The sequence below is a fragment of the Nocardia takedensis NBRC 100417 genome (assembly GCF_000308695.1).
In the GTDB taxonomy this organism is placed as follows: Bacteria; Actinomycetota; Actinomycetes; order Mycobacteriales; family Mycobacteriaceae; genus Nocardia; species Nocardia takedensis.
In genome coordinates this window covers 28,365-49,684 of the sequence record NZ_BAGG01000077.1, presented here as the reverse complement: position 1 = coordinate 49,684, position 21,320 = coordinate 28,365, and the positions used below count along the sequence as shown (strand labels likewise).

The 21,320-nt window shown below is 70.3% G+C and carries 20 protein-coding genes and 1 pseudogene; 9 read left to right on the top strand and 12 right to left on the bottom strand.

The features are described from left to right. Nucleotides 1–149 precede the first annotated feature (149 nt). The gene (locus tag ON30_RS40630) at nucleotides 150–2,177 is read left to right on the top strand and encodes a serine/threonine-protein kinase (RefSeq protein WP_245554079.1); all 2,028 of its coding nucleotides are present in this window, start codon (nucleotides 150–152) and stop codon (nucleotides 2,175–2,177) included. A gap of 16 nt (nucleotides 2,178–2,193) precedes the next feature. Beyond that, nucleotides 2,194–3,858 (top strand): serine/threonine-protein kinase, encoded by a 1,665-nt coding sequence (locus ON30_RS16155; RefSeq protein WP_040708062.1) that lies wholly within the window; start codon nucleotides 2,194–2,196, stop codon nucleotides 3,856–3,858. Nucleotides 3,859–4,048: 190 nt separating this feature from the next. On the opposite strand, the gene ON30_RS16150 is transcribed toward ON30_RS16155, so the two are convergent. Next, complete coding sequence (locus ON30_RS16150) at nucleotides 4,049–5,944, bottom strand: hypothetical protein (protein WP_051029425.1); 1,896 nt, start codon at nucleotides 5,942–5,944, stop codon at nucleotides 4,049–4,051. Nucleotides 5,945–6,095: 151 nt separating this feature from the next. Further along, nucleotides 6,096–6,488 carry a DUF4870 domain-containing protein gene (locus tag ON30_RS16145; RefSeq protein WP_040708060.1) on the bottom strand — a complete coding sequence of 131 codons (393 nt, stop codon included), beginning with the start codon at nucleotides 6,486–6,488 and terminating at the stop codon, nucleotides 6,096–6,098. A gap of 168 nt (nucleotides 6,489–6,656) precedes the next feature. Here ON30_RS16145 and ON30_RS38490 point away from each other — a divergent pair. Then, nucleotides 6,657–7,349: pseudogene (locus ON30_RS38490) on the top strand (DUF6884 domain-containing protein); the annotation flags it as partial. 114 nt (nucleotides 7,350–7,463) lie between these two features. Then, on the top strand, nucleotides 7,464–7,898 hold the full coding sequence (locus tag ON30_RS16135) for a GIY-YIG nuclease family protein (RefSeq protein WP_373282558.1): 435 nt from the start codon (nucleotides 7,464–7,466) through the stop codon (nucleotides 7,896–7,898). 22 nt (nucleotides 7,899–7,920) lie between these two features. Here ON30_RS16135 and ON30_RS16130 read toward each other — a convergent pair whose 3' ends face one another. Then, the gene (locus ON30_RS16130; protein ID WP_040708056.1) at nucleotides 7,921–8,553 is read right to left on the bottom strand and encodes a helix-turn-helix domain-containing protein; all 633 of its coding nucleotides are present in this window, start codon (nucleotides 8,551–8,553) and stop codon (nucleotides 7,921–7,923) included. A 95-nt stretch (nucleotides 8,554–8,648) separates the two neighbouring features. On the opposite strand from ON30_RS16130, the gene ON30_RS16125 reads away from it, so the two are divergent. Then, nucleotides 8,649–9,491, top strand: a complete 843-nt coding sequence (locus ON30_RS16125) for an oxidoreductase (protein ID WP_051029423.1) — start codon at nucleotides 8,649–8,651, stop codon at nucleotides 9,489–9,491. A gap of 38 nt (nucleotides 9,492–9,529) precedes the next feature. Here ON30_RS16125 and ON30_RS16120 read toward each other — a convergent pair whose 3' ends face one another. After that, nucleotides 9,530–10,039: a TetR/AcrR family transcriptional regulator gene (locus ON30_RS16120; RefSeq protein ID WP_051029422.1), complete on the bottom strand. Its 510-nt coding sequence runs from the start codon at nucleotides 10,037–10,039 to the stop codon at nucleotides 9,530–9,532. On the opposite strand from ON30_RS16120, the gene ON30_RS16115 reads away from it, so the two are divergent. Further along, nucleotides 10,038–10,379 (top strand): cupin domain-containing protein, encoded by a 342-nt coding sequence (locus tag ON30_RS16115; RefSeq protein ID WP_040708153.1) that lies wholly within the window; start codon nucleotides 10,038–10,040, stop codon nucleotides 10,377–10,379. The two genes, ON30_RS16120 and ON30_RS16115, sit on opposite strands and share 2 nt — an antisense overlap. Before the next feature lie 90 nt (nucleotides 10,380–10,469). Here the strand turns inward: ON30_RS16115 and ON30_RS16110 are convergent, their stop codons facing one another. From ON30_RS16110 to mftR, 7 genes are all read right to left on the bottom strand, one after another. Next, on the bottom strand, nucleotides 10,470–11,468 hold the full coding sequence (locus ON30_RS16110) for an SGNH/GDSL hydrolase family protein (protein WP_051029421.1): 999 nt from the start codon (nucleotides 11,466–11,468) through the stop codon (nucleotides 10,470–10,472). A gap of 146 nt (nucleotides 11,469–11,614) precedes the next feature. Then, nucleotides 11,615–13,876, bottom strand: coding sequence for a SpoIIE family protein phosphatase (locus ON30_RS16105; RefSeq protein ID WP_040708054.1), 2,262 nt, complete (start codon nucleotides 13,874–13,876; stop codon nucleotides 11,615–11,617). After that, entirely contained in the window at nucleotides 13,873–14,508 is a 636-nt protein-coding gene (locus ON30_RS16100) for a SpoIIE family protein phosphatase (RefSeq protein WP_040708053.1), read from the bottom strand. Before ON30_RS16100 ends, ON30_RS16105 begins: the two co-directional genes overlap by 4 nt. After that, complete coding sequence (locus tag ON30_RS16095; protein ID WP_040708151.1) at nucleotides 14,501–14,899, bottom strand: ATP-binding protein; 399 nt, start codon at nucleotides 14,897–14,899, stop codon at nucleotides 14,501–14,503. Before ON30_RS16095 ends, ON30_RS16100 begins: the two co-directional genes overlap by 8 nt. 4 nt (nucleotides 14,900–14,903) lie before the next feature. Further along, nucleotides 14,904–15,293 (bottom strand): STAS domain-containing protein, encoded by a 390-nt coding sequence (locus ON30_RS16090; protein WP_040708051.1) that lies wholly within the window; start codon nucleotides 15,291–15,293, stop codon nucleotides 14,904–14,906. An 11-nt stretch (nucleotides 15,294–15,304) separates the two neighbouring features. After that, nucleotides 15,305–16,210, bottom strand: a complete 906-nt coding sequence (locus tag ON30_RS16085; RefSeq protein WP_040708050.1) for an STAS domain-containing protein — start codon at nucleotides 16,208–16,210, stop codon at nucleotides 15,305–15,307. Nucleotides 16,211–16,338: 128 nt separating this feature from the next. Next, nucleotides 16,339–16,932 carry a mycofactocin system transcriptional regulator MftR gene (gene mftR / locus ON30_RS16080; protein WP_040708049.1) on the bottom strand — a complete coding sequence of 198 codons (594 nt, stop codon included), beginning with the start codon at nucleotides 16,930–16,932 and terminating at the stop codon, nucleotides 16,339–16,341. Between the two features lie 63 nt (nucleotides 16,933–16,995). Between mftR and mftE the strand changes: the two genes are divergently transcribed. Next, the gene (mftE, locus tag ON30_RS16075; protein ID WP_040708048.1) at nucleotides 16,996–17,700 is read left to right on the top strand and encodes a mycofactocin biosynthesis peptidyl-dipeptidase MftE; all 705 of its coding nucleotides are present in this window, start codon (nucleotides 16,996–16,998) and stop codon (nucleotides 17,698–17,700) included. Next, nucleotides 17,697–18,896 (top strand): pre-mycofactocin synthase MftD, encoded by a 1,200-nt coding sequence (mftD, locus tag ON30_RS16070; protein ID WP_040708150.1) that lies wholly within the window; start codon nucleotides 17,697–17,699, stop codon nucleotides 18,894–18,896. Before mftE ends, mftD begins: the two co-directional genes overlap by 4 nt. 10 nt (nucleotides 18,897–18,906) lie before the next feature. Here the strand turns inward: mftD and ON30_RS16065 are convergent, their stop codons facing one another. Beyond that, complete coding sequence (locus ON30_RS16065) at nucleotides 18,907–19,377, bottom strand: MarR family winged helix-turn-helix transcriptional regulator (protein ID WP_040708047.1); 471 nt, start codon at nucleotides 19,375–19,377, stop codon at nucleotides 18,907–18,909. Between the two features lie 254 nt (nucleotides 19,378–19,631). On the opposite strand from ON30_RS16065, the gene ON30_RS16060 reads away from it, so the two are divergent. Then, entirely contained in the window at nucleotides 19,632–21,308 is a 1,677-nt protein-coding gene (locus ON30_RS16060; RefSeq protein ID WP_040708045.1) for a fumarate hydratase, read from the top strand. Nucleotides 21,309–21,320: the final 12 nt, after the last annotated feature.

Sequence of the window (21,320 nt, the reverse complement as noted above, 5' to 3'; positions counted from 1 at the left end):
GCGGACCGGACATGAGACCCGTCACAACCGCGCTGCCTACCGAACAGTAACACGGTTATTTCCGGCCCTTCCCCGCCTTCCCGGTGAACCCGACCCACCGGTATGCCCTCGGCTGGGTAGGCTGGCTGGCCGAGGGAGGAACAGCAGCCGTGTCGCTACGTCCGGGTGAGGTCTTCGCCGGCTACCGGATCGTGCGTCGAATCGGTTCCGGCGGAATGGGTGCGGTCTACCTGGCCGCACACCCGCGGCTACCGCGCCGCGACGCGCTGAAGATCCTCGACAGCGCGCTGGCCGCGGACGAGGAGTTCCGCGCCCGCTTCCGCCGCGAAGCCGAACTCGCCGCCCGCCTCGAACACCCCAACGTCGTCGCCATCTACGACCGCGGCGTCGAGAACGACGTGCTCTGGATCGCCATGCGCTACGTCGACGGCGTCGACGTAGCCGAACTGATCCGCCGCGGACCCGCCACCCTGCCGCCCGCCCGCACCGTGCGGATCCTCGCCGACGCCGCGCGCGGACTCGACGCCGCCCACCGCGGCGGACTGCTGCACCGCGACGTCAAACCCGCCAACATCCTCGTCTCGGCCGCCGACGACGGCGCCGACGTCGTCCGCATCACCGACTTCGGCATCGCCCGGTCCCTCGACGCCGCCGACACCACCCTCACCGCAGGCGGCGCGTTCCCCGCCAGCTTCGCCTACGCGGCCCCCGAGCAACTCACCGGCGCACCCCTCGACCACCGCGTAGACGTCTACGCCCTCGGCTGCACCCTCTACCAGATGCTCACCGGCACGGTCCCTTTCGGCCGCCGCGCCCCCGGCGCGATCATCCACGCCCACCTCTACGAACCCCCGCCCCGCCCGACCGCCGCCGTCCCCGGCCTGCCCGCCGCGTTGGACGAGGTGGTCGCCCGAGCCATGGCCAAGAATCCCGACCACCGCTACGCCTCGTGCGGCGAACTCGCGGCCGCCGCCCTGCGCGCGGTGGAGTCGAGCGGCCCCGGGGCGGGGTTTCTCGCGTGGCCGGACGCCGACGCGGCGGACCGATCCGAACCGAGGGCGGGTTTCGGCCAGGCGCTCGAACAGGGGCGTGACGCCTCGGTGTCCGGCGCGTCGGATTCGGGACAGGTCCCGCCGAATCGGTCCGGGGCCGTGCCGATGTCGTCGGCTACGCCCTCGAATCCGGGGCCTGCCGGGTCGAGTGGGCACGTTCCCGCGCCGCGCGGGTCGACACCGGGGCACATCGCCCCGAACCCGTGGGCGGGAGAGTCGTCCGGGCCGGGGTTCGCGAGGCCCGACCCGGGCATGCCCGCGACCGGACCGGTTTCGTCGGGTACAGCGTCCGAGGCGTCGTGGGGCGGGGGAGGGTCCTCGGGACAGGGACCGGTGACCGGGCCGTCGTGGGGTGTGCTGCCGGGCGGTGTGCAGTCCGGGCCGCCGTGGGTCGGGGGAGCGGTTTCGGGGCAAGGCCCGGTGACCGGGCCTTCGTGGGCCGGGTCCTCGGACGGAATGCCGTCGGGTCCGCGCGTCGGATCCGGTGCGGGCGCTACTGCCGGGCAAGGACTCTCGGCTTCGCGGATCGCGCTGCTCGCCGGTGCGGTGGTGCTGATCGTCGCCGCTGTCACGACCGTCGTGACGCTGCGGGTGGTGCGCGACGACGATCCCGTCGCACTCCCGACCACGACGACCGCCCCCACCGGAACCACGCGTCCGTCCGCGACCGCGACCACCGCCGCGCCGACCACGACCGTGTCCGCTGCCGCCGCGTGGGGCCCCGCCGCCTACATCGTGGACGCGTTCCCGGGATTGCTCCCGGCCGATCCGGCGGCCGCGGGCTACCAGGGGATGCGATGTGCGCTCAATGACGACCAGGGGGCCTGGCTGCACTGCCCGAGCGCGGACGACGACGGCATCAGCGTGAACATCCGCTGCGATCCGTCGCGACGTCCGGTCACCTACCGGCGCGACGTCACCGGCTACGCGAACGTGCGCGAAGAACGCTGGACCCGCCCCACCGGCACCGGCAGCGTGCGCTGGGCCAGCGACAGCATCGCCGGTTTCGGCCTGCTCGACGTCGCCTTCGACGACCCGGCCCGCAGTTTCTGCACCGTGGGGGCCTCCGGCGGGCGCGGCGGGCAGGATGTGTTCGACAGTTGGTGGGTCGGCGCGCCGATCTGACGGTGACGGGACGGATATGGCGCTGGACAACGGAACCCTGTTCGCGGGCTATCGCATCGAACGCAGGCTCGGCGCGGGCGGGATGGGCGTGGTCTACCTGGCGCGGCATCCGCGGCTGCCGAGGTCGGTGGCGCTGAAGGTCCTCGACAGCGGGGCCGGGGCCGACCCGGAGTTCCGCGCGCGCTTCGAGCGCGAAGCCGAACTGGCCGTCCGACTCGACCATCCCAACGTCGTGGAGATCTACGACCGCGGCGACGAGGACGGCACGCTGTGGATCGCCATGCGCTACGTCGCGGGCTCCGATGTCGCCCACCTGCTCGCCGAACACGGACCGCTGCCGCCGCGCCGCGCGCTGACCATCCTCTCGCGCGCCGCCGACGGCCTCGACGCCGCGCACCGCCGCGGCCTGCTGCACCGCGACGTCAAACCCGCCAACCTCCTGGTCGGCGCCGACGCCGACGGCGAGGACCAGGTCTTCGTCACCGATTTCGGCATCGCCCGCGGCGCCGACGACGGCACCGCCCTGACCGCCTCCGGTTCCATCGTCGCCACCCTCGGCTACGCCGCCCCCGAACAGATCCGCGGCGAGGACGTCGACCATCGCGCCGACGTCTACGCCCTCGGCATCACCCTGTTCCAGATGCTCACCGGCACCCTCCCTTTCGTCGGCCCGACCCCCGCCGCCGTCCTGCACGCCCACCTCGCCGAACCCCCGCCTCGCGCCACCACCCGCAACCCCGCGCTCCCGCCCGCCGTCGACCAGGTCCTCGCGATCGCCCTCGCCAAATACCCGGACCAGCGCTACGACTCCTGCCGCGCGCTCGCGACCGCCGCCGCCGAAGCCTTGTCGCCGTCCGCTCCGCGCCACGTGGCCGGCCCGGGTCTCCCCGTACATCGATCCACCGAACCGTCGGACGCGCAATCGCCGCCACCCGGCACCTCCTCGAACAGCCCGACGCGTCCGGGCGAAACCTCCGGCCCCGCCGCGCTGATTCCTGGTCTCGGACCGGTTGCCTCCGAACGCTCGGCGCGCGGAGCCGAATCCCGGTCGGCGGGCATGCGCCTGCCCTGGATAGCCGCGGCCGCCGCGATCCTGACGGTCCTGTGCCTGGGCGCGGCGATCGCGGTGGTCCGCCCGGAGATCATCACCGGCAGCGGCATTCCCGTCGCGGAGCCGTCGACCTCCACCGCCCCGACCACGTCCGCGAGCACCACGACCGCCCCGCCGACCACGACCACCCCGACGGTGACGGCGTGGGGTCGCGCCAACGACCTCGTCGCCCTGTTCCCGGCCCTGCTGCCCGCGACCCCGACCGACACCGGCTACCAGGGCGCGCGCTGCACCGACCTGAACGTGCTGAACAACGGCGGAGCGCCCGCCCTGGAATGCACGCAGGACAACGGAATCCACTACTACGTATGGTCCTTCCGCCGCGACGACCCGCGCCGCGATCAGACCTTCACCACCAACATCGACAACGACACCACCCGGCAGAGCACCTGGACCCGCCCGTCCGGTTCGGGTTCGGTGCGGTGGAGCTACTACCCGGGCGCGAACACCGGACTGCTCACCGTCCGCTTCGACGATCCGGCCCGCGCCTGGGTCGTCCTGGACGTCGGCTGGGACCACCACAGCGGCCAAGACCTGCTCGACCAGTGGTGGACCACCGCCCCGCTGTGAGTGCTCGTCCAACGCATGGGCCCCTACGGCTGCCCGCCCTCTTCCCCGCGCCTCCGGCACCGGCTTCGCCGCCTACTTCCCGGTTTCCCCGACCGCACTCTCGCCGCCGACCCCGCCGGGGCCACCTTCAGAACATCGCGGTGAACTCCGAGGCATAGGGACCGGTGGCGCAGGCCCTCCGCGCTGCCGCTCATGATGCTGATTCCCAAGCCTCGGCGAACATTTCGTGCAAAGGGATGGGCGGGAGCAGACGCAGGTAGGGGCCGATGATCTCCTTGTCGCGCACGGTGGCGCGGTAGCGGGCGAGTTTGGCGGTTTCCAGGGGCAGGTGCGCGGTGTCCACCTTGTGTGTCCAGTCGCCGGGGAGGAAGACGGACCGTCCGGCGCGGGGGCGGCGGCCGGGTTCGACGAGGCGGCGCAGCAGCAGGTCGGTTTCGGCGTCCTTGTGCCGGGCCGATTTCCAGCCGTTCCAGAGACGGATGTTCCGGTCGGTGGGGCGGGCGAGGGTGAGCAGTTGCAGGTAGAGGGTGGCGGCGTCGGAGGCGATACCGAGGGTCGCGCCGACCTGTTCGACCAGGTCCGGGGCGCTGCGGCGCGGGTCGGCCTCGTAGCCGCCGGAGGCGACGGGGGTGGCGTCCGCGCGGTCGACCACGCGGGCCAAGCCGTCGACCAGGACGTGTTCGCAGCGCACGGCGTGGGCGAGCGCGTCCATGCCGTGCTCGCCGCACAGTCGCACGGTGTGTTCGACCAGCGCGGTGTCGGCCAAGCCCGCGGTGCGCAAGTAGGGGTATTGGTAATTCTGGCTCGCGTCCACGACGAGCAGACCGTTGTCGTGGACCGGCCGATCGGAGGTGAACCGGGGATGGGTGCGTGGGCCGAAGACGGCGGCGTCCACGCGCAGCAGGCCCAGTGCCGCGAGCAGGTCCGGGGTCGACAGACGGGCGCGCAACGCGGCGTAGGTCTCGGCGGCTCGCGCGGCGAGCGTTTCACCGACCGGACGTTCGGTCAGGGCCCAGGCGAGTGCCGTGGCGAGTCCTCGATACAGGTTGCGCCGTCCGTAGAGCACCTCCCCGCTGCCCCGGGCGGTGGCCGAGACCCTGTCCCACTCGTACCGCAGGTCGTGGGTGACGATTTCGGTGGTCAGGGTCGACGTCGTCGGCTCGAGCAATGCGACGGCGACGGTCTCGGGCAGTCCGGTGGCCTTTTCCAGCGCGACGGCTGTCTCCTCCGGCACCGGCGTACGATGTCCCACCAGGTCGTTCCAGACGATCGCGACCCGTTCGGCCGCGGCGATATCGGCGTCCTCGGCCCACAATTCGGCGGGATCGTCGGGGACGCCACCTGCGAGCAACGTGAGGCGACCGGCGGATTGCAGTCGATCGCCGAGTCGGCCGAATTCGCCGACCGCGCGTTCGGTCATCCCGTACGGCGCCGCCCGCAGCGCTTTCTTCGCCGACGGCGACATCACCTCGAAGTAGGGGAATGCCTCAAGGACCAGCCGCGCCACCGCATGACGGACTCCGGTGCGTGTGGAGAACACCGTGATCGCGCGATCCGACACCGTCAACGGGCCGAATTCGTCCAGTAGGTCGGCGAATCGGAGCAGCCGGGCCGAATCGTCGCGGGTGACGACGACCGAACGCACCTCCCGGGCTTCGGCGGGCACCGCGATCGCCGCGTTGTGCAGGTACCGCTTCCCCGCCACATTCAGAATGCGCGGGTCGCGTTCCAGCGGATAGCGGGTTCCAGTGCGCCATGTGCCCGGCCGGGCCAAGCGCTGCCCGGCCCACGCGCGCAGCAGGGCCAGCAGTGCGCGACGGTGCTGGTCGGATGTGCGGGCGGCGGCCGCGCGCCAGATCACCGCGTCGATGTGACCGAGCAGCGGCGTCCAGTCGGCCGGATGACCCGCCGGTCGTGCGACCCGCGCCAGTTCGCCGGGATCGCCCGCGAAGAACAGATCGCTGCCCGCCACCGACAGCAGAGTGGCGGGGGTAGGGGAGAACTGGTGTTCCGGCGCGAACGGCAGCAATCCGTCCAGCGCGGGACGCAGCACGGTATCGGGAATATTCGGCACGTCGACGGACACCTCCCGATTATGTCGGCGGCCTCCGACAGCCCTCACTTCTCCCGTCCCACCAGAAGACCGGCGGCCCGAGATGATCTCGGGCCGCCGGTCTCGGATGTCCTTTGTCCGGGCGGGATTCGTCGGCTGCTCCGATCACGGAGAACGATCGTCGCTACTTGATCGCGGCGGCCAGTTTTTCGGCGTAGGGGGTGGTGAGTTTGCCGACGAGGGGGAGTTCGGCGCGGTGTCCGCCGGTTTTGTTGGCTTGGAGCATGGCCGTGATCCAGACGGCGAGGGCGAGCAGGCCGAGGGCGAGTCCGGCGAGGCTGAAGACGATGCCGAGAGCGCCGAGGAGTGAGCCGAGGACCGACAGGGCGATGTTGAGGACGGTGACCGCGCCGAAGAAGACGGTGGATTGGGCGGCGTGGTGTTTGATGTCGGGGTCGTTCTTGGCGATGTAGAGGAAGACGATGCCGGTGAGCCAGCCGAGGGCGTAGGAGAGGATGGCGCTGGTCTTCTTGTCGGGGCCGGTGGACTGCGGGGCGGGGTGCGGAGAAGTTGTCATGAGGTAAGTAGAGGCCGAACCGGCCACCTACCGATCCCAGGATTCCCGCGAACCGCAGGTCGGCGTTCGCGGGTCGCGCCGAGATCCTGCGCGGGCCGCTCTCTGTGGTCGGATCCGGCGATTTCGTGGATCCAGTGGAATTATCGGACCCGCGCGGTATCAAGGGCTATGCGCTTCACGTTGGACGGCGAGCCCTTCGAGCTGAGTCCCGAACTCGTCCTCGCCCGGCTCGAAGACGCTGCCCCCGAGAGCATTCGGGACCATTGGGTCGACATCGACGGTACGAGATGGCCCGTCAAGCAGGTGATCTCACTGGCGACCGGAGTGGTGAACCGGCAGCGTTTCCAGTCCTCGTCCGCGCGCCGATGGTTGGTGGGCCTGGGTTTCACGGTCGGAAGGGAGCGAGCAGGCTCGACTTCTCCGGTCACGCCCTCCAGGCCGGTTCTCGACCTTCCGGCGCGCCCGCACGCCGTGTTGATCGGTTGCGTGAAGAGCAAACTGGATCACGCGGCCGCCGCGAAGGATCTCTACACCTCCGGCTATTTCGCGAAGATGCGCCACTACGCGGAGGCGTCGGGTCTGCCGTGGTTCATCCTCTCGGCCGAACACGGCCTGCTCCGGCCCGGCGATCGGCTCGAGCCCTACGAACGCTATCTGCCGAAGACGACCCGCGAGTACCGCCTCGACTGGGGGTGACGGGTCGCGACACAACTCGAATCGGCGCTCGGTCCGCTCGCCGGTCTGACCTTCGAGGTGCACGCCGGGGCGGCATACGTCGAATCCCTCGCACCGCAACTGGATACCGCCGGAGCCCGGGTCGTCGACAAGCTGCACGGGCTCTCGATCGGCCACCGCCTCGCGTGGTACAAGCAGCGCGAGACGGAACCGGTGGCGGCCCGGCTGCGCGCGGGCGACCGGGCGTTGTCGCTGGACGACGTCCTGGCCTCGGCCGGTGCGGGCCTGCGTTCGCCGGGGATGTACAGCTGGTGGGTCGACGACGCGGGCGCCGCGGACCTCAGCGCGGGGCTCGGGCACGTCCTCGCCCCGGGACTCGTCTACGCCGGACTCGCCGGCGCGACCCGTAAAGGCGGCAGAGCGTCCTCGAACACGCTGTGGGGTCGCATCGCGACCATGCATCTCGGGAACAAGTACGAGTTCTCGACTCTGCGTCGCACGCTCGGTTCGATACTGGCGCACGCGAACGATCAGCCGAGCATCGAGGAAGCGCGACTCACGGCCTGGATGCGCGCGCACCTGCGCGTCGTCCTGATCCCGGTGGCGGACGCCGACACCCTCGACGCGCTCGAGACCGAGATTCTGCGCGAGCTGGACCCACCGTTGAACCTCGCCAAGGTCGACCGCACACCGCTTCGGCAGCGCGTCTCCGCGCTCCGGAAGCAGTACTCGTGAGCCCCCTGACGCGGCGGCGGCCTCAGATCAAGCCGAGTTCCTGCGCGCGGGCTCCGGCTTGGAAGCGGGAGTTCGCGCCGAGGGCGGTCATCAGTTCGGCGACGCGGCGGCGGTAGGTGCGGACCGAGAGGTCCAGGGTGCGGGCGGCGGCCTCGTCGGTGGCTCCGGTGTTGAGGCAGTCGAGGATCTGCGGGGCGAGTCGGCGCAGTTCGGCGGCGTCGCGGTCGTAGATCGCGAAGTCGGTGCCCGCCCGCCAGGTGGCCTCGAACAGCGACAGCACGCCGTGCACGATCTCGGGCACGGTGATGACGCTGTAGCTGCGTTCGCCGTGGGAGGTGTCACCGGCGAGGATGACCACCTTGCGGTCCAGGACGATGGTCTCGTTGATGTCGTCGTCGCTGACCCGCACGCCCGCCCCGCGCTCGACCATCGTGTGCAGGTGCTGCGCCAGCGAGGGGTCCAGCAGGGCGGAGGGCCGGTAGAGCTTGCGCAGCGCGACCCCGGGGCGCAGCCGGTCGTGACGGGCGTTGTTCCAGGTCACCAGGTCTTTGGCGGCGCAATCGAGGCTGGTGGTGGTGCGCTCGAACAGGTGGGAGGTGCTCTCGAACAGCTCGCGCGCCCCGCGCACGATCGTGACCTGCTGTGTCTGGACCATACGTCGAGTCTCGCGAGCGGCCCGGCGGCCGTCAACGCCTGGCAACATGTTGCCAACTCCAGCGCGCGGGAGGCGGGAAAGGCCAGGCTGAGGACATGACGGAGACGATTTCGGCCCGCGCGGCGGGTCAAGGACAGCTGGGACCGCTGCGGGTGAACCGGATGGGTTTCGGCGCCATGAAACTCACCGGGTGGCCCGCCGGGAAGCAACCGACCCGCGAGACCGCGCTGGCGCTGCTGCGCCGGGCGGTGGAACTGGGCGTGAACCACATCGACACCTCGCACTTCTACGACCGCGACGGCCTCAACGCCAACGACCTGATCCGCGAGGCCCTGCACCCCTACCCCGACGACCTCGTGCTGGTCACCAAATTCGCCGCGATCGAGCCGGGACTCACCCCCGACGGTCTGCGCAAGAGCGTGGAGGCGAACCTGCGCACCCTCGGCGTCGACCGACTCGACGTGGTGAACCTGCGCGTCGGCGACAACCTCGCCCCGGCGGAAGGCTCCTTGGAAGCCCCGCTCACCGCCTTGGCGCGCTTGCGGGACGAGGGCCTGATCCGGCACCTGGGCATCTCCAACGTCACCCGCACCCAGTTCGACCAGGCCCGCGACCTCGCGCCTTTCGTCTGCGTGCAGAACGCCTACAACGTCGCGACCCGCGGTGACGACCCGATCATCGATGCCTGCGAACGAGCCGGGATCGCGTTCGTCCCGTTCTTCCCGGTCGGCGGATTCCAGCCGCTCACCGCCGAACACCTGGCGACCGTCGCGGCCCGCCACGACGCGTCCATCCAGCAGGTGGCGTTGGCCTGGCTGCTGGCCCGGTCGCCGTCGATCCTGCTCATCCCCGGCACCTCCGACCCCGCCCACCTGGACCAGAACATCGCCGCGGCGAGCCTGGAACTCACCGACGAGGACCTCGCACTGATCGGCTGAACCGCCTCGGTATTCCGGCCGTGGTTCGTGCTGTCGTATCAGCGGGGCGAGTCGCCGTGCGAGTCCGGTGCGGCCAGCGCATAGGCGAGGATGGCTTGTGCTGTGCGGCAGAGGGTTTCGATGGATTCGGCGGCGGGCAGCCGAGCCACGTCGGTCAGCCATATGAAGGATTCGATCCCGGTCGCGGACCGGATGTCGATGGCCAGACGGCGAATGTCCACGTGGGGGTGGGTGTCGCGCAGCGGGGTCAGCGCTTGTTCGATCCAGTCGATGGCGCGTCCTCGGCGCAGCGGGGTCGGGGCGGCGGGATCGGGTTCCAGCGACAGGCGCAGTGAGGTGCGCAGTTCGGGTTCCCATTCGGTGGTGATGCGGACGCATTCCCGCATGACCACCTCGAGACGTTCGAACGGATCGGTCGGGGCGGGTTCGGTGAGCAGCGACGGCTCATCGATCTCGGGATGGACGGCAGCCAGCAGGGCTCGCTGATTCGGGAAATAGCGATAGGCCGTCGTCCTGGAGATGGATGCCGCCTCGCTGGAGGCAGCCATGTGCATCGATCCCATCGCCGTCAACCCCGACCTCTACCGCGTGATCTTCGAGAACGACCGCGTCCGCGTGCTCGAGTACCGGGACAAACCCGGCGACCGCACCCTTCCGCACACCCATCCCGACAGCGTCCTCTACCCGCTGGCCTCGTTCCGTCGTCGTATCTCCTCCGGCGGGCAGCAGGTCGAGGTCGAATTGACCGCCGGACAGATCCGGTGGGTCTCGGCCCAGGAACACGCGGGCGAGAACATCGGCGACACCGACTCGCACGCCCTGTTCATCGAACTCAAGGAACCGTCCCCGACCCCCGCTCCGTCCGCGCTCGGGCCGAGCGGGAACTGAGGCGACCAGAAGCGTTCGGCGTCGAGAATGCTTCGGCGGCAGTGACGTTCCCGAATCCCCACCGTCGAGGAAGGTAACCGAACGGCGAGGTTACCGGTGACTTCCACTGCGGGCGTGCCCGATACGCGCTCGGCTCGGTCCGCTGAGGTGGGAATCGGTCGGTCTGATTCGACGCGAACCCGTGCACGTCGACGGTTTGTCAGCCGTTGAGGACTTCGAGGACTCGCGAGGCTTGGTGGTTGGCGCCGAGTTGGTTGGGGTGGAACGGCAACGCGGGCCGGGGGGATCGCTGGTGTAGGGGATCAGACCTTCGACCCAGCGGATGCCGGGTGGGCGGCAGGCGTCGTGGCCTTCGCTGGTGGTGTAGGTGTCGACGAATTCGACGTCGGTGGCGGTGGCGACGCGGCGGAGCATGGCGTCTAGTTCGGCGAGTTTGTCGGCGAGCCAGTCGGTGTCGACGGGGGAGATGGGGATGGTGGGCCAGCAGCCGCCGTCAGGGGCCACGCCGTCGAGGTAGTTGAGCAGGAGGATGCGGGCGGCGGGGGAGCGTTGGCGGATGCCCGCGATGGTGGCGGCGACGTGGGGTTCGGCGGCGGCGATGTTCTGGGACATGCGGTCGACGCCGTCGACGATCCAGGTCTGTTGGCAGGGGGAGACGGCGGGGTCGGGTGTGAGGCAGCCGCGGACGGCGGCGGCGAGTCCGACGTCGTTGCCGCCGATGAGCAGGGTGACCAGGTCGGTGGTGGGGGTGAGGCGGTCGAATTGGGGTGTGTTCGCGCCGGGCCACAGGTCGCGCCCGACCGGTTGGTCCTCGGTCATGTCGGCGGTGGTGGCGCCGGCGCACGCGGCGTCGCGAAAAGTGGTGACGCCCAACGCCGCCGCGACCTGGCGCGAATAGTTGTCGTAGCGCTGCACGCAGCCGAGGGGCACGAATTCGGCGGTGAGCAGCGCCGGGTTCAGGGTGGCGTCGGCGGCCCAGGAATCGCCCAGCGCGACGTATTCGTCGTAGGGCGGGTCGGCGGCGGCGGGCCCGGCGAGCACTCCGGCGACGGTGGCGCACAGCGCGGCCAGGACGAGGACACTTCTCATGAACGCCTCCGGAGATCGGGCCCCGCGCGGGCGGGAGTGGGCGTGCGAGCGAGCCGCCTCGAACCTAGCAGTCGCCGGGCGAACTCCCCGCGAATCGCGGGCGTGAGGCGTGCCGCGGGGCACGACGGCGGTGGTCGGGCCGCGTGTCAGGACAGGCGGCGGTGGGTTCCGCGCAACGGGTTGGCGACCGGTGATTTGATGGCGGGCAGCGTGATCGACATCCGCACCCGGGTGCCCGTGTCGGTGTGTTCGATCTCGAGTTCCTCGGTGAGCGCGCGCATCATGTCGATGCCGCGCCCGCGGTGGCCGGGGTCGGCCGAGCGCGGTTTCCAGGCTCCCGTGTCGGTGACGACGATCTCGACGGTCTGGGTGCCGCACGTGGCGGTCAGGTCGACGGCGGGTTCGTCGCCCGACCCGTCGAGGTAGGCGTGCTCGATGCTGTTGCTGCACGCCTCGTTCGCCGCGGCCACCAGATCCGAGGCGAGGTCGTGGGGGACCGCCGCCGCCGCGAACCACGCCTTGAGCGCGCGGCGCAGCCCCGCGAGCCGGTCGGCCAGCGCGGGCACGCTCAGGTGCAAGGGGGCGGGCGGCTGACGGTAGACGACCATGGCGACGTCGTCGTCGTAACCGGCGGCGGGCCGCAGGCGCGAGAGCACGGCGTCGGCGACCTCGCGGGGCAGTTTGCCCGAGGTCTCGGCCAGCGTGGCGGCGATCTTGTCGAAACCGTCGTCGATGTCGATGCCGCGCTGTTCGACCAACCCGTCGGTGAACAGCACCATGGTCGCGCCGGGGGACAGGGTGGCACTCGCCTCGGGGCGTTCGAGTTCGAAAGTGGCCAGCGGCACCGACCGTCCGTCTTCGAGCAGGCGGCCCTTCTCGCCGACGTCGGCGACGATCGCGGGCATGTGGCCCGCGCTGCTGTAGCGGAGCAGGCCGCGGACCGGGTCGAGGACCGCGGCGAAGACCGTCGTGCACATCGCGCCCGGGATGCGTCCGGCGACCGCGTCGAGTTCGGACAGCAGTTGGGCGGGACCGGTGTGCCGCAGCAGCAGGGCGCGCGCGGCCGTGCGCAATTGGCCCATGACGACGGCGGCGGACAGACCGCGGCCCACGCAGTCGCCGACGACGACGCCGATGGTGCCGTCCTTGAGCGGCACCACGTCGTACCAGTCGCCGCCGATCTCGAGCGGCGGCAGCGCGGGTTCGTAGTGCACGGAGAAGCGCGGCGGCAGTTCGATCGGCCCGAGCATGGCGCGTTGCAGGGTCAGCGACGTCGAGCGCGCCTGGTCGAAGTTGCGCGCCCGCTGCACCGCGAGGCTGAGGTGACCGATCAGCAGCGAGAACATCGTCCAGTCGGCGGCGGTGATCGCGCGGGGTGCGGCGAAGCGCAACCACAGGGCGGTGTCGCCGGTCTCGCCGAGCGGTGCGACGATGCCCTCCGAACTCTCCGCGCCTTCCGGCAGCGCGGCCAGACTGCGCGGCGGACGGCGGCGCGCCCGTTCGAGCAACGCCATCGCCTCCGGTTCCAGGACCGGGCTCTCGGTGTTGCTGACCCCGGGGGCGACCGTGCCGGACATGTAGATCTCGGGGGAGCCGTGGCCGTTGGGCCACACCGCGACGACCGCGGACGCCGCGCCGACGGTGCGGCGCAACTCGTCCAGTCCGACCGAGAGCACCTCGACCACGCTGGTGGAGGTGCCGACGGCGGTGGCCAGTCGCGAGGCGGCCTGGTCACGGGCCTGGGCGTCGTGTTCGGCGGTGACGTCGCGGATGGTGCCGACGAAGATCCGCTCGTTGTTCTCCGGTTCGATCAGCGTGCTGGTGCTGACCGCCAGCCACAGCGCGCGGCCGTCGCGATGCCGGATGGGGATCACGAAACGCGAAGCCTCGGTGCCCAGATCGGGATAGCGCGGCCCCGAGGCCATCGACCACGGGTGCGGCAACGGGTAGGGGACCTCGGCCGCGCCGTAGCCGGTGAGCGCGCCGAAGGCGGAGTTGACCTCGATGATGGCGCCGTGGGCGTCGGCGACGAAGAAGCCGTCCTGCAACGATTCCACCAGGGCGGTGCGGAAGGCGTCGCGTTGGTCGAGATCGTCGGCGCGGGAACGCTGTTGCTCGTAGCGGCGGGTGCCGTCGAGATAGCCGCGGGTGGCGATGTCGAGGGCGGCCAGGGTCTGCAACAGGAATTCCAGCGCGCTCTCGGCCAGGCGCGGGTCGTTGCCCGCCGCGGCCTCGGCGCCGACCAGTCGGAAGTGGTGTTCGGTCAGGTCCAGCAGGCTGATGTCCTCGACCAGGGCGCGCCTGCCCAGTTCGTAACCCTCGGACAGGGTGTCGTGGGTCGGCGCCTCGAGGTGACCGCGCAGCGCGGTCGTGTAGGCGTCGAGGAAAGCGGCGAGAACCGTTGTCACAGCACCCCGTTCGAGGTACTGCCGCGGTGGCGGGCCGCGAGCACCAGCGCGTCGTCGGTGTCCTTGGCGAAGCGGGCCAGGATGTCGGCGGTGATGTCGGCGGTGGATTTGGACAGGTCGATGCTCTCGGCGGATTCGGCGACGATGCCGTCGGTGGACATCAGCAGCAGATCGCCGGGCCGCACGTGCACCGTCTGCGGTTGCAGGTTCGCGGGCAGTCGGTAGCCGACGATGCCGCCGGTGAGCAGGACCGTCGCGCGGATGCTGAGCCCGGCGGGGCCGACGCTGAGCACCCGCGACTCGACGTTGCCGACCCCGAGCCAACTGATCGCGTCGCCGATCCCGAACTGCGCCAACGAGACCGCCGCGCCGCGGGTGTCGGCCATGGCCCGGTGGCACAGCACCATCAGCACGTCCAGCGGTTCGGCCCGGTTCTCCGAGAGCACCTGCGCGGCGCGGTCGGCCGCGTCGGCCGCCGCCGCACCGTGACCGAGACCGTCGAGGACCGCGAACAGCACACCGCCGCCGCCCGCGTCGAGCACCACGCAGCGATCACCGGAAATGTGTTGCCCCGGAAGCGCGCGACCGGCCACCGCCCACTCGATCCGGCCGATGAACCCGTCTTCATGCACCGTTGGGCACCCACTTCCACATTTCCACCAAGGTGCCGCGACCGGGCGCGGATTCGACGATGAGGCGGTCCATGAGCCGCTGCGCCCCGGGCAGGCCGAGACCGAGCCCGCGGCCGGTGGAGTAGCCGTCGTCGAGCGCGCGGGCGATGTCGCGGATGCCGGGCCCTTGGTCCTGGGCCTGCACCACCAGCGCCCGCCGTCCTTCGCGGTCACCGACCAGCAACCGGATCTCCCCGCTGCCCGCGTAACTGGTGATGTTGCGGGCGATCTCGGAGATCGCCGTGGAGATCATGGTCCGGTCGGTGAGGGAGAAGCCGAGTTCCGCTGCCAACTCCCGTCCGGCTTGACGCGCGGTCACGATGTCCTCGGACACCACCACCGCGATCACCATGCTCTCAGCGGCCACTGTCACGACCGTCTCGCTGGCGACGTCCGGAGGCCTTGCGATCCAGCCACGCGAGTCCCTCTTCCAGGTCGAGGGCGGTGTGCATGTCCTCGAATGTCAAGCCCAGTTGCACCATGGCGAAGGCGACTTCGGGCTGTAGACCGACGATCACGGTCTCCGCCCCGCGCAACTGGGTCATGTGCGCGATGGTGCGCAGCGAACGAGCGGCGAACGAGTCCATCACGTCGATCGCGGTGACGTCGACGATGATGCCGTGCGCCCGGTATCTGCTGACCTGGGTCATCAGATCGTCTTGCAGGCGCTCGGTATCGGCGTCGGTCAGCGCGGACTGCACCGAGGCGATGAGATACGTGCCCTGTTTGAGGATGGGTACCGGCATGATCGGACCGATCAGCGCCCGTCGCGCTCGGCGAGCCGATCGGTCACGCGGGTGACCTCGTAGCCGAGCAGTCGCTCGGCCTCCTCGATACCGCCCTGGAGGTCGCCGACGGCGTTCATCTTCGACAGGTCCAGGCCGATGGTGACCAGGGTCAGCGCGATCTCCGAGGACAGGCCGGTGATGATGACGTTGGCGCCCATCAGGCCGGAGGCGTCGACCGTCTGCACGAGGTGGTTGGCCACGGTGGAGTCGATCTCGGGGACGCCGGTGATGTCGATGACGACGACCTTGGCGCGGTTGGCGCGGATCGCGCGCAGCAGCTGTTCGGTGAGCTGGCGGGCGCGCTGGCTGTCGAGCACGCCGATGATGGGGAGGATGAGCAGCTGTTCGCGCACCTGGAGCACCGGGGTGGACAGCTCGCGGATGGCTTCCTGCTGCTGGCGGATGACGCGTTCGCGTTCCTGCACGAAGGAGATGGCCACGGTGCTGGCGATGCGGTTGGCGGCCGGTTCGTAGGCGTCCAAGACGTGGTTGAGCAGCTCGAAGTTGGACTGGTACTTCTCGAACAGCGAGCGGGCCAGCACGTCGCGCAGCAGCAGCACGATGCCGAGGACCTCGTCGGTCTCGACGCCTCGCGGGATGATGCGTTCGGACAGGTCGCGGGCGTAGGCCTGCAGGGCCTCGACGCTACCGGTCTCGAGCACCTCGACGTAGTTGTCGTAGACCGAGGTGGCCTCGGAGAAGACTTCCTCCGGAGTCATCGCGGTGAGCAGCTGGGCATCGGTGATGCGACGTGCCCATTCCTCGCGCAGGGCGGTGCGATTCTGGCGCAGGTGCTCGACCAACTGCGGCAGCAGGTTGTCGACCGGTCCCGCGGCGAGCGAATCCGCCGAAAGGCTCATGGACACCTCGGACATGGAAATTCCAGCCCCTTTCGACGGGTATGTCGGGATCATCGTGCGTGTGGCTGCCTAGCCGCTACCGAGCCTAGTCATACCCCGCGTCGATTGGCCACGAAACCTGCGGGTAGCCAGGGCGGCGGGGTTCATTCGCGGAAGCCGCGTTCGAGCGCGGCCAGGGCGCGGTCGAGGTAGACGGTGAGGTCGGCGTCGGCGGCGGTGAGCCAGGCGTCGAAGGCGGCGCGGGCCGCGGCCAGGGTGGTGCGGCCGACCGCGAGCGGGATGAGCGCGTCCTCGGACTGGTCGAGGCGGCGCGCGGCGAAGGCGCTGACCGCGCGTTCCCACGCGTCGTAGTGCGCGCCCGCGGTGGCCGCGAGCGCGGGGACGGTGCTGATCAGGTGCATCCGGGTGCGCAGTTCGGGCACGTCCTCGGCGCGGTAGCGGTTGGCGTCGACCACGACCCGGCGCACGGCCGCCATCATGGGTTCCTCGGCGGTGACGGCGGCGAAAGCGGTGCGCAGGCCGCCGACTTCGTCGTCGAACTGCGACCACAGGACCTCGGCCTTGGTGGGGAAGTAGCGGAAGAAGGTCCGGCCGCTGACACCGGCCGCGGCGGCGATCTGTTCGACGGTGGTGTCGTCGAATCCCTGGGCGCTGAACAGGCGCATCGCGATGAGTTCGAGTTCGCGTTTGCTGGTGCCGCGCGGGCGGCCGCGGCCCGCCGGGCCCGATGTGGTCACCGCAGCAGTATGGCAGCGCGCGGACTCCTTGATTTTGTCAGTGACTGACGTTAATCTCGGCCCATGACAGTGGCGGATCTCACCTGGCCGGAGGTCGGCGCATACCGACCCCCGGATGTGATCCTCGTCGTCCCGCTCGGGGCTACCGAACAGCACGGGCCGCACCTGCCGCTGTCCACCGACACCGACCTGGCCCGGGCGCTGTGCGCGGGGCTGGCCGAACGCCGACCCGATGTCCTGGTCGCGCCCGCCGTCCCCTACGGCTCGAGCGGGGAGCACGACGGATTCCCCGGCACGCTGTCCATCGGCCAGGCCGCGCTGGAACTGCTGCTGGTCGAACTGTGCCGCTCGGCCACCGCGACCTACGGGCGGATCGTGCTGGTCAGCGCGCACGGCGGCAACGCCGAGCCGCTGCGCCGCGCCGAGGCCCTGCTGCGCTCGGAATCCCGCGACGTGCGCGCCTACCTGCCCCGCTACGGCGGCGACCCGCACGCGGGCCGCACCGAGACCTCCTTGATGCTCGCGCTGCGCCCCGACCTCGTGCGCGTCGACCGCGCCGAACCCGGCGACACCCGACCGCTCGCCGAAACCCTGCCCCTGCTGCGCGCGGGCGGGGTCCGCGCGGTCAGCGCCAACGGCGTCCTCGGCGATCCCACCGGCGCGCACGCCGCCGAGGGACGCGCCCTGCTCGACGCCTCGATCACCGACCTGTACGACACGACCCGGCTGTGGTGGCCGGTGGCCGCACCCGAAAGGATCCACCGATGAATCCCTGGTTCGAAACCGTCGCCGAGGCGCAGCGCCGCGCGAAGAAGCGCCTGCCCCGATCGGTCTACGGCGCGCTCATCGCCGGGTCCGAACGCGGCCAGACCATCGACGAGAACCAGGCCGCCTTCACCGAACTCGGCTTCGCGCCGCACTGCGCGGGCCCGATCGGCGACCGCGACCAGTCCACGACGCTGCTCGGCCAGTCGCTGTCGATGCCGGTGATGATCTCGCCCACCGGCGTGCAGGCCGTGCACCCCGACGGCGAGGTGGCCGTGGCCCGCGCTGCCGCCGCGCGCGGAATTCCCATGGGGCTCAGTTCCTTCGCCAGCAAACCCGTCGAGGAGGTGATCGCGGCCAACCCCGCCACCTTCTTCCAGCTGTACTGGTGCGGCGGCAAGGACGAGATCGTCGAACGCATGGCGCGGGCCAAGGCCGCGGGCGCGGTCGGGCTGATCCTCACCCTGGACTGGTCCTTCTCACACGGCCGCGACTGGGGCAGCCCCGTCATTCCCGAAAAGCTCGACCTGCGCACCATGCTGAAATTCGCGCCGCAGACCTTGGCGCGGCCGCGTTGGCTGGCCACCTACGCCCGCTCCGGCCACATCCCCGACCTGACCGCGCCGAACATGGCCGTCAACGGCGGCGCGGCCCCCGGGTTCTTCGGCGCCTACGGCGAATGGATGGGCACGCCCGCCCCCGACTGGGACGACGTGCGCTGGGTGGTCGAGCAATGGGGCGGCCCGGTCATGCTCAAGGGCGTCATCCGCGTCGACGACGCGCACCGGGCCGTGGACGCGGGCGTCGCGGCGATCTCGGTGTCCAACCACGGCGGCAACAACCTCGACGGCACCCCGGCCTCGATCCGGGCGCTGCCGGTCATCGCCGAGGCGGTCGGCTCGCAGATCGAGGTCGTGCTCGACGGCGGCGTGCGCCGTGGCAGCGATGTGGTCAAGGCGGTCGCGCTGGGCGCGCGGGCGGTGCTGATCGGCCGCGCCTACCTGTGGGGTCTGGCGGCCAACGGTCAGGCGGGCGTGGAGAACGTGCTCGACATCCTGCGCGGCGGCATCGATTCCGCGCTGCTGGGCTTGCGCAAGACCAGTGTGGCCGAGTTGGATCGCGGCGATCTGGTGGTGCCCGCGGGATTCGAGCGCGCGCTGGGCGTTCCGGCGCGCGCGGCGGTCGCCGAGGTGAGCTGAGCGGGTCGGGTCAGGATTCCCGCGCGGGTCTTCGATGGTGGGCCAGCAACGTGTCGTAGATGTCGGCGAGCGCGGTCAACTGGTCGCGGTCCAGGGCGTCGATCATGTGCCTGCGCACGCTGTGCACGTGCGCGGGCGCGGCCGTGCCCAGCGCCTCGATCCCGCGCGGGGTCAGGCGGGCGGCGGTGCGGCGCGCGTCGTCGGGAATCGGTTCGCGCGCGACCAGTCCGCGCTTCTCCATCCGGGTGATCTGATGGGAGAGCCGACTCTGCGACCACTCCAGCGACTCCGCCAATTCGGCGAAGGTCAACCGGGAATCGGGGGAGGTCGCCAGATTCGCCAGGACCGAGTACTCGACATAGGTGAGGTTGGAGTGGCGCGCCGAATCCCGGCCCACCGCGGCGGCGATCAGATCGCGCGTGCGCACGAATCCGAGCCACGCGCGCATTTCGACATCGTCCAGCCATTGTGGTTCGTTCACGACACCGCCTCGCTGTGCTCGGTCACGGCGGGCCCCTCCAAACTCGAATGCTCACAGATAAGTCCGGCCCGACCGGGCCGCGATGGTGCTGGAACGAGTGGTAGCACCGCCGGGGTTGAACGTGCAACCTTTGCGGTCGACCCGCGTGGGTAGGGTTGCCTAACCCATTCGGCCGCGGGACCGGTGGATAGGCTCGCTGTGCTCGAGCCCAGCCGAGCGACCGAGCCCCAGTTCCGCCCGAAGGAGAGCGATCCGTGACCGCGCCGGAATTCCGCTATTCAGATCTGCTGCCGATCGGCGCGGACGACACCCCCTACCGGTTGCTCACCACCGAGGGCGTGAGCACCTTCGAGGTCGACGGCCGGACCTTCCTCCGGGTCGATCCCGAGGCGCTGCGTCTGCTGACCGCCGAGGCGATGCACGACATCAGCCACTACCTGCGGCCCGCGCACCTCTCCCAATTGCGCCGGATCATCGACGATCCCGAATCCTCGGGCAACGACCGGTTCGTGGCGCTGGACCTGCTCAAGAACGTCAACATCTCCGCGGGCGGCATCCTGCCGATGTGCCAGGACACCGGCACCGCGATCGTCATGGGCAAGAAGTCCGAGGGGGTGCTGACCGGCGCGGACGACGCCGAATGGATCAGCCGCGGCGTATTCGACGCGTACACGAAATTGAATCTGCGCTATTCCCAGCTCGCGCCCCTCACGATGTGGGACGAGAAGAACACCGGCACCAACCTGCCCGCGCAGATCGAGTTGTATTCCACCCCGGGTGATCCCGCGCATCCGGCCTACAAATTCCTGTTCATGGCCAAGGGCGGCGGTTCGGCGAACAAATCGTTCCTGTACCAGGAGACCAAGGCGGTGTTGAATCCGACCCGCATGCTGGAATTCCTGGACGAGAAGATCCGCTCGCTGGGCACCGCGGCCTGCCCGCCGTACCACCTGGCCGTCGTGATCGGCGGAACCAGCGCCGAATTCGCGCTCAAGACCGCGAAATACGCCTCGGCGCACTATCTGGACACTCTGCCGACCGAGGGGTCGATGACGGCGCACGCCTTCCGCGACCTCGAACTCGAGCAGCAGGTGTTCGAGCTGACCCAGTCCTTCGGAATCGGCGCGCAGTTCGGCGGCAAGTACTTCTGCCACGACGTGCGCGTGGTGCGCCTGCCCCGGCACGGCGCGAGTTGCCCGGTGGCGCTGGCGGTCTCGTGCTCGGCCGACCGGCAGGCGCTGGCCAAGATCACCGCCGAGGGCGTCTTCCTGGAACAGCTCGAACGCGAGCCCGCCCAGTACCTGCCCGAGCAGACCGACGCGATCCTGGGCGGCGACGTCGTGCGCGTCGACCTGAACCGTCCGATGGACGAGATCCGCGCCGAACTGAGCAGGTACCCGGTCAAGACGCGGCTGTCGCTGTCGGGTCCGCTGGTGGTGGCCCGCGACATCGCGCACGCCAAGATCAAGGAGCGCCTCGACGCGGGCGAATCGATGCCGCAGTACCTGCGCGACATGGCCGTCTACTACGCCGGACCGGCCAAGACCCCCGACGGCTACGCCTCGGGCTCCTTCGGGCCGACCACGGCGGGCCGGATGGACTCCTACGTCGACCAGTTCCAGGCCGCGGGCGGCTCGTTCGTCATGCTGGCCAAGGGCAACCGCTCGGCCCAGGTGACCAAGGCGTGCAAGGAGCACGGCGGTTTCTACCTCGGGTCCATCGGCGGCCCGGCGGCGCGCTTGGCCCTGGACTGCATCAAGTCGGTCGAGGTCCTCGAGTACCCCGAACTGGGTATGGAGGCCGTGTGGAAGATCGAGGTCGAGGATTTCCCCGCCTTCATCGTCGTCGATGACAAGGGCAACGATTTCTTCGCCGAGACCCAGAAGCCGATCGCGCTACGGGTGCGTACCCGGAGCGCGGAACGCGTGTAGGACTACGCGGAG

Coding starts and splice junctions, on each gene's coding strand:
- ON30_RS16155 (WP_040708062.1), top strand. CDS start 2,194: ATGGCGCTGGACAACGGAACCCTGTTCGCGGGCTATCGCATCGAACGC.
- ON30_RS16145 (WP_040708060.1), bottom strand. CDS start 6,488: ATGACAACTTCTCCGCACCCCGCCCCGCAGTCCACCGGCCCCGACAAG.
- ON30_RS16135 (WP_373282558.1), top strand. CDS start 7,464: ATGTACAGCTGGTGGGTCGACGACGCGGGCGCCGCGGACCTCAGCGCG.
- ON30_RS16130 (WP_040708056.1), bottom strand. CDS start 8,553: ATGGTCCAGACACAGCAGGTCACGATCGTGCGCGGGGCGCGCGAGCTG.
- ON30_RS16125 (WP_051029423.1), top strand. CDS start 8,649: ATGACGGAGACGATTTCGGCCCGCGCGGCGGGTCAAGGACAGCTGGGA.
- ON30_RS16115 (WP_040708153.1), top strand. CDS start 10,038: ATGTGCATCGATCCCATCGCCGTCAACCCCGACCTCTACCGCGTGATC.
- ON30_RS16120 (WP_051029422.1), bottom strand. CDS start 10,039: ATGGCTGCCTCCAGCGAGGCGGCATCCATCTCCAGGACGACGGCCTAT.
- ON30_RS16110 (WP_051029421.1), bottom strand. CDS start 11,468: ATGAGAAGTGTCCTCGTCCTGGCCGCGCTGTGCGCCACCGTCGCCGGA.
- ON30_RS16095 (WP_040708151.1), bottom strand. CDS start 14,899: ATGGTGATCGCGGTGGTGGTGTCCGAGGACATCGTGACCGCGCGTCAA.
- ON30_RS16090 (WP_040708051.1), bottom strand. CDS start 15,293: ATGCCGGTACCCATCCTCAAACAGGGCACGTATCTCATCGCCTCGGTG.
- ON30_RS16085 (WP_040708050.1), bottom strand. CDS start 16,210: ATGTCCGAGGTGTCCATGAGCCTTTCGGCGGATTCGCTCGCCGCGGGA.
- mftE (WP_040708048.1), top strand. CDS start 16,996: ATGACAGTGGCGGATCTCACCTGGCCGGAGGTCGGCGCATACCGACCC.
- mftD (WP_040708150.1), top strand. CDS start 17,697: ATGAATCCCTGGTTCGAAACCGTCGCCGAGGCGCAGCGCCGCGCGAAG.